Source organism: Halocynthiibacter sp. (assembly GCF_049608145.1).
GTDB lineage: Bacteria > Pseudomonadota > Alphaproteobacteria > Rhodobacterales > Rhodobacteraceae > Halocynthiibacter.
In genome coordinates, this window is sequence record NZ_JBMYXF010000001.1 from 85,408 (window position 1) to 97,841 (window position 12,434).

Consider the following 12,434-nt stretch of genomic DNA (forward strand, 5'->3'; position numbering starts at 1 on the left):
GCAGGCCGTAATAACAGGCATTTCGGGCGGAAACAGAAACCCCCGACCAAGGGCCGGGGGAATGTGTCGTGTCTGATTTTTAGATCAGGCCGCAAGGCCCTTGTCGCCAAGATCTATGTATTTCTTGCGACGATCTTTGATCAGCGTGGCAGGCTTTTTCTTGCCTAGGGTTTTCAGCTGTTCGGCAATCGCACGGCCAACAGATTCCATTGTGCCTGTGCGGTCACGTTGCGCACCGCCAAGGGGTTCCGGGATGACAACATCAGCCACGCCCAGTTTTTCCAAATCTTGGGCGGTCAGGCGTAGGGCCTCGGCCGCATCCCGCATTTTGCCCGCATCTTTCCACAGGATCGATGCACAGCCTTCCGGTGAGATCACGGAATAAACGGAATGTTCCAGCATCAGGATCTTATCGCCGGTTGCAAAAGCCACAGCGCCGCCGGATCCGCCTTCGCCAATGATCACAGAGATCAGAGGCACTTTGATTTGCAGGCATTTCTCGGTGGAACGTGCGATGGCCTCAGATTGACCGCGTTCCTCTGCGCCTTTGCCGGGGTATGCGCCCTGCGTATCGACAAGTGCGATTACTGGGATGCCAAATTTGTCAGCCATTTCCATCAGGCGGATCGCTTTGCGATACCCTTCCGGGCGGGCCATGCCAAAGTTACGTTCAATGCGGGATTTGGTGTCATTGCCTTTTTCATGGCCAATGATCATCACAGGCTGACCGTCAAACCGGGCCAAACCACCGATGACGGCGTGGTCATCGGCAAAGTTCCGGTCACCGGCAAGGGGTGTGAATTCGGTGAACAGCGCGTCGACATAATCAATGCAATGTGGGCGATCGGGGTGACGTGCGACCTGACATTTGCGCCAGGCGCTCAGATCCGCGTAAAGCGATTTGAGCATGTCGGTCGCCTTTTGATCCAGCGCCGCTGCTTCGTCTTCGATATCAACCTTATCTTCACTGGCCCGCGCCATAGCGCGCAGTTCACTCGCTTTGGCTTCGATTTCTGCCAGAGGTTTTTCGAATTCAAGATAGTTGGCCATGGGTGCCCCTGTTAAACATCCGGATTTCCCGCGCAATGCGGGTTCAAACACCTATATGACGCCGGGGAAGGAAATTTGCAACTGAGGTCGCAGGATCATGCCAAACGTGCGGTGTTATTCTGCCGGTGAATGGGGGCTTTGGGCAAGGAAGGTCTTGAAAGTATAGGTTTCTGGCTGGCCCGGGGAAAGCGTGATGCCTTCTCCCCCTTGTTGGAATCACCCGGCAGGCCGACATTAAAACAAGACCACAGAAGGATTTTGTTATGCGTATCGGTTTTTTGTTTGCTGCTGTCTTTGCGGGTGTTGTGACTGTTTCCGCGGCCCCCCTTTTTGCACTTAGCTGTATGCCTGCGGATGTTGCCAGCAATTTTCAGGCGGCAGATGCAGCGGATGACACCTATGTTATTGTACTTGGGCGCGCCACGGTTCAGGAACAACCATGGGAACTGGGCCGCGAGGCCGAAGGTCAGCATGATTTCGAATATAAATCGTACATTGCACAATTCGAAGGCCAAGTTGCCGGGCGACGCGGGTTCAGAACTGCGTTTAACGAAGAGATTGAATTTCGTCAGAGCTGTCGCCTTTGGCCAAATATTGATGTCTGTGATGATATCGGAACACGCACTGCGGAACAGGACAGTGAAGACATGATCTATTTCCTGCGCAAAACCGATGATGGGTATGATTTCACCACCGGGGATTGCCCGGGCGGTAGTTATCCGGCGACACGTTCAAATGTGCGCCAGGTGCGTGCATGCATGTCCGGCGGGGCCTGTAAGGCGGGCTGGGAATAAGCAGAATAGATCTGTAACTCAGCAAGATTTGTCGTGTAAGATCGTGGCACGACGGTTTCGAAACTGAGGAGCAGACAATGAATCAGCTAATGACGCCGAACGCCTATGAAAAACGCATTCTGCGGGTGCTGGATTACATTCACGATAATCCGGGCGGGGATCTGTCACTGGACAAGCTCGCGGATGTCGCCGCCATGAGCCGCTTTCATTGGCACCGGGTCTTTCATGCAATGACCGGTGAAACCTGTCATGATGCAGTGCTGCGTTTACGCATGTATCGCGCGGCGTGCTGGCTTTTGAAAAAAGACTGGCCTGTGGCGAAAATCGCCCTCGAGGTTGGCTATCAGAACAGTCAAAGCTTTTCGCGGGTGTTTCGTAAAACCTTCGGATTTACGCCTCTTCAGTTTCGCAAACGCGGGGTGCCAGTTGGGCGACCCCGTCCGGATCTGAAAGGACATGAAACCGTGTATACTGTTGAAATTGATAAGACTGAGGACATGCGTCTGGCGGCGCTGGAACATCGCGGGCCCTATATGGAAATTGGCCATGCATTTGAAAAGATCTTCGCAATTGCCGAAAGCCGGGGATACTGGCCAAATGTGCGGGGTGTTTTGGCCATGTATCACGATGACCCCAGCGTTGTGGCCGAGGCTGAATTGCGATCCCATGCTGCTTTCATCCTGACGCCGGGTGCCGATGTGCCAGAAGGTATGGATGTGTTGTTTGTCGATGGGGGAGATATTGCCCGTCTGCGTTTCAAAGGCCCTTATGCGGGGCTTGAAACGGCTTATAAATATCTGTTTGGTGAATGGTTGGCGACATCAGGTCGCGATCCTGCAGATGCACCATGTTATGAGATCTACCTGAATTCCCCGATGGAAGTTGCGCCGGAAGATCTGCTGACAGATATCTGTGTGCCACTTGCCTGATTTCCAATCAGTAGAAGTGAAAGAGGCCTTTGATATGTTCCCTGATCGGGTCGTTGAGGGGCTTTTGCAGTTGCGTCGCATCATTTTTGATGTGGCGCATAATCTGCCCGAGATTGGCCGGTTGGAAGAAACTTTACGTTGGGGACAACCGGCCTATCTGACGCCTGATCGCAAGGCTGCAACGACATTGCGTCTGGGCCTTCACAAGTCGGGTGACTTTGCCTTATTCGCGCATTGCCAAAGCCAGGTGATCCCGGCTTTTCGGTCGTGGCATGAGGCGCAGTATCGTTTTGATGGCAATCGCGCGGTGTTGTTTTCGACCGTAAATGACATCAGGCCAGAACATGTGTCCGGCCTGATACAATATGCATTAACCTATCATTTGAAATCTTAGCTATTCGCGATCAGCTCGGATTGGGCGACAATCACCTCGGCCTGTTTGATGGACGCGATGTCTACAAGGCGGCCTTTATAGACGGTTGCGCCTTCGCCGTTGGCTTTGGCCTGTTCCATTGCCGCGAGGATTTCACGTGCTTCGGTCACGGCTTCTTCACTTGGGGTGAAGACTTCGTTTGCCAGCGCGATTTGTTTCGGGTGGATCGCCCATTTGCCAACCATGCCCAAAGTGGCAGACCGTTTTGCTTGGGCGATGTAACCCTCATCATCTGAGAAATCGCCAAAGGGACCATCCACGGGCAGCACGCCATGTGTACGACAGGCGGCGACAATCGTGGCTTGGGCCCAGTGCCAAGGATCGGACCAATGCTTTTCGCCGCCCCGCAGCATATAGTAATTTTCCTGCGTGCCACCGATGCCCGTGGTTTGCATGCCCATGCTGGCTGCGAAATCTGCGGCACCCAGGCTCATGGCTTCCATACGCGGGGAAGATGCGGCGATTTCTTCCACATGCGCGATGCCTGCGGCGGATTCGATGATGACTTCAAAGCTGATGCGTTTGCTGCGGCCTTTCGCGGCTTCAATCGCGGTGACCAGCGCGTCAACGGCGTAAACATCTGCTGCACAGCCAACTTTTGGGATCATGATCTGATCCAGACGATCGCCCGCTTGTTCCAAAATATCGACAACATCGCGATACCACCAAGGGGTATCAAGGCCGTTGATGCGCACGGTTAGGGTTTTATTGCCCCAATCAATCGTGTTGATCGCCTCGATCACATTTGCCCGCGCAGAGTCTTTGTCGGAGGGCGCAACGCTGTCTTCCAGATCAAGGTTGATCACATCCGCTGCACTGGCGGCCATTTTGGCGAACAGTTTGGTGTTAGAGCCAGGCCCGAAAAGCTGACAACGGTTTGGACGGGCAGGGGCGGCGGGTTGCAGGCGGAAGGACATGGCGTTTCTCCTGGTAATGATGTTTCGCATTGCGTTGCGCTATCGGTAGAATATTGCGTGCGTAGCATCAAGTGGATTTTGCAGGTGCAGCACTTTACAGGGCATCAGAGAGTGGTACGTTGTTTAATATTGGGTTGCTGTCAGAAGAATCTGGTCGCCTTAGGAGAAAAAGGAATAAAGATGATCATGAGATTCACATTTCTGGGAATTTCTCTAGTCATTCTCCTAAGTAGCTGTTCGCGCTATGAGGTGACCAAACGCAATGAGTATAAGCGCCTTCAGCCACCTTGTTCGTATCGTGATTTTGTTTGGGCGCCTCCGATCTTTGGCTGTATCGGGCAGCCTCTGTCTCCAGTTATGGGCCAGCCCAAAGCAGATTCTTATGATGGACGGCCTCAACCGATCCCACCCGTGATATAACTTTGGGCTGGAGTGGATGTTGTTCATAGTACTTACGGTGAAATCTGCATCTAAAACCGCCACGCCCCATGTCGGAAACAGAGGCGACCTGTCAGTTAGTCCCTGCGAGAACCGGATAAAACTTCACGATATCCGGGACATTCATGAAACGCGCACTGCTTGAAAACTGGGCCCTGTTTGCGGCCATGATGATGTTGATGGTGGCCAATGGGTTGCTGGCGACTTTGCTGACGATCCGGGGTGCGGGGCTTGGGTTTAGTGATCTGACGATCTCGCTCATGCAGGGGGCTTATCCGCTGGGCGCGCTGATTGGCACGATTGTGGCACCGCGCTTGATTGAGAAGGTCGGGCATATCCGGGCGTTCTCGGCGCTGGCCTCACTCGTGTCTATTGCTGCGATTATTCACCTTTTGACCGGCGATCCTTTCAGTTGGTCCGCCATGCGGTTTCTGGGCGGGTTCTGTTATCCGGGGCTTTATGTGATTAGCGAAAGTTGGTTGAATGCCAAATCCGACAATAAAATTCGCGGGCAGGTGTTGTCGGTTTATCTGGTGATCCAACTGGCGGGTCCCGCGGTGGGCACGGCGATGGTGGGTCTGCCGGACCCGTCGGGGAACCTGTTGTTCGCGCTCGTGTCGATCCTGATTTCCCTGTCGATCGTACCGCTTTTGTTAAGCAACATCCGCGCACCGGAATATGAAGCGCCGGAACGTATGCCCGTGCCAAAACTGATGAAGGTCTCGCCCATGGCGGTGATCGGGATTGTATTGATGAGCTTTGCCGTGGCGGCCTGGTATATTTCCCTGCCGCTATACGCCCTGCGCCAGGGGTTCACCAATGCCCAGGCGGGGGGCGCGCTGGTGGTGGCGCTGATTGCGGGGGCCGTGTTGCAATACCCGATGGGCTGGCTGTCGGACCGGATGGATCGGCGGCTTGTTGTGATTGGGTTGGCATTGGCGGGGATCGTCGGGGCAGTCTGGTTGGCGGTGGATATGCGCCCCTCTGTCGTGACCTGGGGATTTGCCCTGGTGGCGGCGGCGACGTTGCCCGCCTATGGCATCCTGGTGGCGCACGCCAATGACCAGCTGAGATCTGCACAGATTGTGCCCGCCAGCGGGACGATGGTGTTTTTGCTGAATCTGGGGCTTTTGGGCGGTACGCTGATCGGGCCGAACATGATTTCGCTTTTGGATGGGCGCGGCTTGCAGGTACTGCTGGCGGTGACCTGTGGCGCCGTTGTTGTCTGGGGCGTGACCCGTCGCATTCAGGAAGACGCGCCGGAGGACACGGTCGATATGCAGGCGATGGGCGTGATTGGCGCGGCCCATGGCGGCGTGATGCAGGCGGAGGCCTGGGCGGAAGCGGCGGAAGAGGCCGAAGAGCAGGCAGCAGATTAACCCGCGCAGGGGTTGATTCCCGGGTGATTGTATATCTTTTAAGCTCCAATCAGGCCGTTTCCGTTTGTGCAGGTGTGTTGGGCCAGCGCGCCGCGCTTAGTGCTGGTGGTGATTACTGTGTATGTTTAACGGGTAATTTTCATCGGAACATCCTAATTGATAGGGAGCCACCCTAGTATAGCCGGCCATCCTGAGATAGATTGAGCTGAAAGTGCAGGGGTAATCGGTAGTGTAATTAGGAATATGTAGTGAGTTTACGTTTTAGTATCAAAGTGTTGTGTGTTATTGGAACCGTTTTCATCCTCTTGGGGTTGCGCTTTGAGGGATGGGTTCGGGGATCAGTTTGGGGCCTGTCTTCATTTCACGGAGCGCGCCAGGAAATAGCTCTGAATTCAGTTTTGTCTGGCGAAATACCTTTCTATCGCCCTTGGGGTGATGTCATGAGCCGCTTCTATTGCTGGATGGCCTTTTGTTCCACCATGATGGTGCTGGGTGTCGTTATAGCGATCTGGTCATTTCGCATCTATAGCGCCACTCAAAACGAACCTGCCTCAAGACGAAAATTCTGTTCTCTGCCAATATCTTGGTTCGTTCCGTTCGCGAACATGGTTTGGCCCCTCATCATCTTGTTCAAAATACAACAGGCACAAGAACACGGGAAAGATCCCGCGCAGTACGATTATGAAGGGTTCGACTTAGCCTTTTGGGGGTTCTCCATTGTTCACTTTACGCTGGCGTATTGTATTTCCAAATCACTCTGGATTAGAGGAAAAGCAGAGCTTGAATACATGAGCGCGGGAATGGTGGATACTATGCTTACTCTTTCAACTATTACCTGTATGCTCTTCCCGATTTGGGGGATTATGTTTTTGCGACTGGTTAACTATTATCAGACGTCGAAAAAGATGCCTTAGCCTCTAGCTGATCAATTGGCGGAAGTTTCTACAGACAAATGCACTGTATTGCAGTTCGTACAAAACAGTGTTTTTGTCGATGTAAGATTGTCGAAATTTACATCACCCGATGTGTAATATAATTCTTTTTGGAAAAGCCAGGTGGCCTGACAAAGCACCACCTGCGAAGAGTTTCTGGCCGTCACTGTTCTGCAATGTGGCCCCCCCGATATCCTGTTTATGGGATCGAGTAGCATATCCTGAGCAGGGCCACGCAAGAATGCGTCGTTATTGCGGGAAGATTCGTAAAATCCGAACCTGAGCTTCGATTTTGTGAAAGAATCTTCGAGTGATTTACGGAAAATGCCGGAAATTCCACCGTTGATCCTGAAAAAGCAGCACATCTTGCGAAGAAATTCGCGTGAGGCGGGAGGATACTGCATCAGCTACACAACCGGGGAACCGGTCACATACACTCTTTGGGGGCTCTCATGATCAAAACGCCTTATCTCCTTTTCCTCGGTGACGCACCGGATCAGCTTGCTGCGAAAGTGGCCCAGGGCATCAAAGACTGGCGCCCGGATAATGCCGTTGGCCAGTTCCGTCTGGAAGGCTGCGGTGCCGATGTTGGCCTGACCGACATGACCCTGGAAGAAGCCAAAGCGGCTGGCGCGAAAACCCTGGTGATCGGCGTTGCCAACCGGGGCGGCGTGATTTCCAAAGCCTGGAAGAAGGTTTTGGTTCAGGCGCTGGAAGAAGGTTTTGACCTGGCGTCCGGCCTGCACAACCTGCTGCGCGACGAAGAAGATCTGGTGGCTGTGGCCAAGGCTTGTGGTCAGGAACTGCATGACGTGCGCGTGCCTGAGGTGGAATATCCGATCGCAAATGGTGTGAAGCGCAAAGGCAAGCGTTGCCTGGCGGTTGGCACAGACTGTTCTGTGGGAAAAATGTATACAGCCCTGGCTGTGGATAAGGAAATGAAGGCCCGTGGCCAGAATTCTTCCTTCCGCGCGACCGGTCAGACCGGCATTCTGATCACCGGTGATGGTGTGCCTTTGGATGCGGTGATTGCCGACTTCATGGCGGGGTCTGTGGAATATGTGACGCCTGACAATGACGAGGATCACTGGGACCACATTGAGGGCCAGGGCAGCCTGTTCCACATCTCATATTCCGGTGTGACCATGGCACTGATCCACGGTGGTCAGCCCGATGCGCTGATCCTGTGTCACGAACCAACCCGCGATCACATGCGTGGTCTGCCGGGCCGTGATGTGCCAACGCTGGAAGCGCTGCGTGAAATCGCGCTGCCTATGGCGAAAATGTCCAACCCGAACTGTCAGGTTGTCGGTATCTCCGTGAACACACAGCACCTGTCCGAAGACGATGCGGTGGCCTATCTGGCAGACGTTGAAAGCAAAATGGGCCTGCCTGCGGTGGATCCGTTCCGTCAGGGTGCGGCACGTCTGGTCGACGCTTTGAATGCACTGTAAGACAGTCGCATGAAAAGATTTGTCACAGCCGATACCTTCCGCTTGGCGGAAGTGTTCACAATCTCACGGGGCTCGCGCACAGAGGCGCGGGTTCTGACCTGTCATCTTGATGATGGCTCCCACAAAGGCTGGGGCGAATGTGTGCCCTATGCGCGTTATGATGAAACGCTGGACTCTGTGACGGCGGAAATCAACGGTTTGCCCGACAGTTTCACGCGCCAGGATCTCTATGATCTTCTGCCTGCAGGGGCCGCGCGGAATGCGGTGGACTGTGCGCTTTGGGATTTGGAATGCAAACGTGCGGGCAAACGCGCTTGGGAACTGGCCGGTCTTGCGGTCCCAACGCCTGAGATCACAGCTTATACGCTGTCTTTGGCGGAACCGGATCAAATGCGTGCTTCCGCGGCGAAACATGCACATCGCCCATTGTTGAAGATTAAACTTGGCACGGAAGACGACATGAAACGGCTTGAAGCCGTGCGTGCGGGTGCGCCGAAATCCAACATCATTGTCGATGCGAATGAAGGCTGGTCTGCTGAGGTGTACTCAGAACTCGCCCCACATCTTGTGCGTCTTGGCGTGCAATTGGTTGAACAGCCAATGCCAGCCGGTCAGGATGATATGCTGGCTGAGATTGAGCGCCCGCTGCCGGTCTGTGCGGATGAAAGCTGTCATGACCGTGGCAGTCTGGCCGGGCTGAAAGGCAAATACGATGTGATCAACATCAAGCTGGATAAAACCGGTGGCCTGACCGAGGCCCTGAAACTGCGCGAAGCTGCCCTTGCGGATGGCTATAAAGTGATGGTCGGCTGTATGGTCGGATCATCCCTGGCCATGGCGCCGGCGCAGATTGTTGCGCAGGGTGCGATGGTGACAGATCTTGACGGGCCGCTTCTGTTGGCGGAAGACCGAGATCACGCATTGAAATTTGACGAGGCCGGGGTCCACGCACCCGAGGTCGCACTTTGGGGGTAATCACATGAGCCGCACAGTCTATGTTAACGGGCAGTATCTGCCGGAAGAAGAAGCGCAGGTTTCCATCTTTGATCGCGGTTTTCTGTTTGCGGATGCGGTCTATGAGGTGACCAGCGTTCTTGACGGAAAACTGATTGCCTATGACGGGCATGTGGAGCGTCTGTGGCGGTCTTTGGGCGAGCTGGATATGGCTGCCCCCTGCACGCCGGAAGAACTGCTTGAGATCCATCGTGAGCTGGTCTCGCGCAATGGGATTGATGAAGGTCTGGTGTATCTTCAGGTGTCCCGTGGGGCTGATGGCGACCGTGATTTTGTTTTCCCGGGTGCAGAAACGAAACCGACGCTGGTTCTGTTCACCCAGAACAAGCCGGGTCTTGCGGATAACCCTGTGGCGAAAAAGGGCGCGAAGATCATTTCCGTGGATGATATCCGCTGGGGCCGTCGTGACATCAAAACCGTGCAACTGCTGTACCCGTCCATGGCGAAGATGATGGCGAAAGCGGCAGGCTGTGATGATGCCTGGCTGATTGAAGATGGTCATGTGACCGAAGGCACATCGAACAACGCCTATATCGTCAAAGGCGGCAAGATCATCACACGCCCGCTGTCCAATGACATTCTGCATGGGATTACGCGCGAGGCAGTTCTGCGCTTTGCGCGTGAAGCGCAGATGGAAGTGGAAGAACGTCTGTTCACCATTGAGGAAGCGAAAGACGCGGATGAGGCGTTTACGACGTCAGCGTCAGCCTTTGTTATGCCTGTGATTGAGATCGACGGCGTGGCGCTGGGCGATGGCACGCCAGGTTCTGTGGCCCCACGTCTGCGCGAGATCTATATTGATGAGATGCGCAAGTCCGCGATCTGATAAGACCGGTGGGAGCGTCCCCTTCGGGCTGCTCCCGCCCACCCGTGTTGCGCAAGCGGATATATTGCGCCTGTGACACCCCGCAGCCCTCAGGGGACGCTTGGCCTGGTTGAAACAAGCTGCTGTGCAAAGCAGAAGGGTTTCTTCATATTCAATACATGTGTTGCCCTTGACAATCTGCGTATTGCCGGTCTGGTTAAGGGGCATTTTATCAGAGTTATGAGGTCCATCTATGTCAGAGCAATCTGTGACTGCAGTCCCGGAACAAGCGGATCTGTTGGAACGCATAAAAATTTTGTCCCTGAACCCTCTGCTTGGCTATGTTGATGATTTTGTAAGGCCAGAAAAGTTGCAGGTCTTTCTGAATGGCCTTGACCCGAGGGCTTTTGCAGAAGCGAAAATTGGGCTTACTGATGAGAAAGTGAAGACGGAGTATCGTTCGTCGAAAGAAAAGCGGTTCGCTGTCGGGGAGAACGCATTTGTCGATAAACTGCGTGAGCGTGTGACTGCGCTGTTAAATCTCCCTGAGGAACTCTGTGAAGAACCAGCGTTGCTTCACTACAAGACCGGGGGGGAATATAAACAGCACATTGATGCGTGCTCTTTTCGGGATGGCATCGAGAGCAAGAGAGCCCGGCCTCTTGTGCGAATTTACACTGGTATTCTCTATCTGAACGATGACTTTGAGGGGGGGATGACAGAGTTCCCGCGACTGGGCACCAGCGTTCATCCAAAAGCCGGTCGTCTGGTCGTCTGGCAGAATATGCCTGGGGGAAGTACGGGTATTCACCCTATGAGTCTTCATGCCGGTCTGCCTGTGACAAGCGGAGAGAAAAGTATTTTGTCGTTCTGGATGGCGACACCTATGTCAATGCGCGAGTTGACGCAGATGCAGCGTGAAAGGCAGGATGGTTCTGTTTCGCCATAGTGTTGTCAGACTATCAGGCGGATCAGTGCGGCATGTGGCTACCTTGCAAGAAGGGTACGGGTGTCGCGAACTTTGCCGTAAACAGGACAGATCACCCGTGAAAATGCGCCGAGCCTCGCTGTGAAATGCAGCGCGGGGAGGATGTGCTATGCGGTTTCTGGAAGGTGTTCGGGTTCTGGATTTGACCCATGTCTATGCCGGGCCGTTCTGCGCCCATCAACTAGGGGCGATGGGGGCAGAGGTTATCAAGATCGAGGCGCCAGACAAGCCGGATATGACACGGGCTGAAGGGGCGGATGCCGGGGGCAATGCGCGCGGTTACGGGTTGGGATATCAGGCCCATGCGGGCGGGAAAAAATCCCTGCTGTTGGACCTGAAAGCGCCGGAGGGCCAGGCGGTGTTTGCAAAACTTGTCGCCAGTGCCGATGTCGTTGTGCAGAATTACACGAGTCATTGTCTGGAAGATCTGGGGCTTTTGCCGGAACAACTGGCGCAGCATAACCCCAAGCTGATTTACTGTATGTTGTCCGGCTTTGGTCGCACCGGGCCGAAGGCAAATGATCCGGCCTATGACAATGTTATTCAGGCGTTTTCAGGCATGATGGCCAGCAATGGCACGCAAGACAGCGGCCCTGTGCGTATCGGCCCGCCGGTGGTGGATTACGGCACAGGCTTGCAGGCGGCCATGGCGATTTCATCGGCGCTGTTTGCGCGGGAACGTATCGGGCAGGGCGCGGTGATTGATGTGTCTATGCTGGATGCGGCCCTGATGCTGATGTCCGCGAATGTGGTCGGATGTCAGGCCACGGGCCAGGCCCCGCGCCCGAATGGCAATCGGGACAAGGAATACGCCTGTTACGGGGCTTACGAAACGGCGGAAGGCACGTTGATGGTCGGGGCTTATACCAATGCGCAGGCTGCGGATCTGATGGCGGCCCTGGGAGATGAAGCGCGGGCAGAGGCGATCGCAGCAACGCCCCGTGCGGCTTTGGGTGAACGTGTGGCTGAGGATGAAGCCTGGCTTGAAGCGCGCCTGAAGGAAAAGACTGCCGCAGAGTGGGAAGATCTGTTAAACGCCGCGCATGTGCCTGCCGCGCGCGTGCGCTATATTGAGGAAACCCTGCAAGAAGCGCAGCTAACTGGGCGGGCAGTGTTGCAGGACGTCGGCAATGATCTGCGCCTGCCGGGCGCCGGGTTTATCGCGGGGGAGGCAACGCCTGTGGTGAACAACGCGGCACCGGAAGCCGGGGCGGACAGCCGGGCGGTTCTGGAAGGTCTGGGGCTGGAAGCCGGAGAGATTGAGGCGTTAATCCGCAAAGGTATCAGCGCATAAGAAAACG

General features: G+C 54.8%; 12 protein-coding genes. 10 read left to right on the top strand and 2 right to left on the bottom strand.

The genetic code is table 11. The features are described 5' to 3' along the window. Positions 1 to 84: 84 nt before the first annotated feature. Positions 85 to 1,050, bottom strand: coding sequence for an acetyl-CoA carboxylase carboxyltransferase subunit alpha (locus ACPGUT_RS00450; protein WP_423988208.1), 966 nt, complete (start codon positions 1,048 to 1,050; stop codon positions 85 to 87). 263 nt (positions 1,051 to 1,313) lie between these two features. Between ACPGUT_RS00450 and ACPGUT_RS00455 the strand changes: the two genes are divergently transcribed. From ACPGUT_RS00455 to ACPGUT_RS00465, 3 genes are all read left to right on the top strand, one after another. After that, a complete protein-coding gene (locus ACPGUT_RS00455) occupies positions 1,314 to 1,844 on the top strand; it encodes a hypothetical protein (RefSeq protein ID WP_423988210.1) in 531 nt (176 codons plus the stop codon). 77 nt (positions 1,845 to 1,921) lie between these two features. Continuing rightward, positions 1,922 to 2,773: an AraC family transcriptional regulator gene (locus tag ACPGUT_RS00460; protein ID WP_423988212.1), complete on the top strand. Its 852-nt coding sequence runs from the start codon at positions 1,922 to 1,924 to the stop codon at positions 2,771 to 2,773. Between the two features lie 34 nt (positions 2,774 to 2,807). Continuing rightward, the gene (locus tag ACPGUT_RS00465) at positions 2,808 to 3,167 is read left to right on the top strand and encodes a DUF1801 domain-containing protein (protein WP_423988214.1); all 360 of its coding nucleotides are present in this window, start codon (positions 2,808 to 2,810) and stop codon (positions 3,165 to 3,167) included. On the opposite strand, the gene ACPGUT_RS00470 is transcribed toward ACPGUT_RS00465, so the two are convergent. Then, a complete protein-coding gene (locus ACPGUT_RS00470) occupies positions 3,164 to 4,123 on the bottom strand; it encodes an L-malyl-CoA/beta-methylmalyl-CoA lyase (RefSeq protein WP_423988216.1) in 960 nt (319 codons plus the stop codon). The two genes, ACPGUT_RS00465 and ACPGUT_RS00470, sit on opposite strands and share 4 nt — an antisense overlap. Before the next feature lie 563 nt (positions 4,124 to 4,686). Here ACPGUT_RS00470 and ACPGUT_RS00475 point away from each other — a divergent pair. From ACPGUT_RS00475 to ACPGUT_RS00505, 7 genes are all read left to right on the top strand, one after another. After that, complete coding sequence (locus tag ACPGUT_RS00475) at positions 4,687 to 5,940, top strand: MFS transporter (RefSeq protein WP_423988218.1); 1,254 nt, start codon at positions 4,687 to 4,689, stop codon at positions 5,938 to 5,940. Positions 5,941 to 6,188: 248 nt separating this feature from the next. Beyond that, entirely contained in the window at positions 6,189 to 6,854 is a 666-nt protein-coding gene (locus ACPGUT_RS00480; RefSeq protein ID WP_423988220.1) for a DUF4328 domain-containing protein, read from the top strand. 470 nt (positions 6,855 to 7,324) lie between these two features. After that, a complete protein-coding gene (dgcN, locus tag ACPGUT_RS00485; protein WP_423988222.1) occupies positions 7,325 to 8,326 on the top strand; it encodes an N-acetyltransferase DgcN in 1,002 nt (333 codons plus the stop codon). A gap of 9 nt (positions 8,327 to 8,335) precedes the next feature. Continuing rightward, positions 8,336 to 9,301 carry an N-acetyl-D-Glu racemase DgcA gene (gene dgcA / locus ACPGUT_RS00490; RefSeq protein ID WP_423988224.1) on the top strand — a complete coding sequence of 322 codons (966 nt, stop codon included), beginning with the start codon at positions 8,336 to 8,338 and terminating at the stop codon, positions 9,299 to 9,301. Between the two features lie 4 nt (positions 9,302 to 9,305). After that, positions 9,306 to 10,166, top strand: a complete 861-nt coding sequence (locus ACPGUT_RS00495) for a D-amino-acid transaminase (RefSeq protein WP_423988226.1) — start codon at positions 9,306 to 9,308, stop codon at positions 10,164 to 10,166. Positions 10,167 to 10,398: 232 nt separating this feature from the next. Beyond that, positions 10,399 to 11,094, top strand: a complete 696-nt coding sequence (locus tag ACPGUT_RS00500; protein ID WP_423988227.1) for a prolyl hydroxylase family protein — start codon at positions 10,399 to 10,401, stop codon at positions 11,092 to 11,094. 148 nt (positions 11,095 to 11,242) lie between these two features. Then, on the top strand, positions 11,243 to 12,427 hold the full coding sequence (locus ACPGUT_RS00505) for a CaiB/BaiF CoA transferase family protein (protein ID WP_423988229.1): 1,185 nt from the start codon (positions 11,243 to 11,245) through the stop codon (positions 12,425 to 12,427). The last annotated feature ends 7 nt before the right edge of the window (positions 12,428 to 12,434 follow it).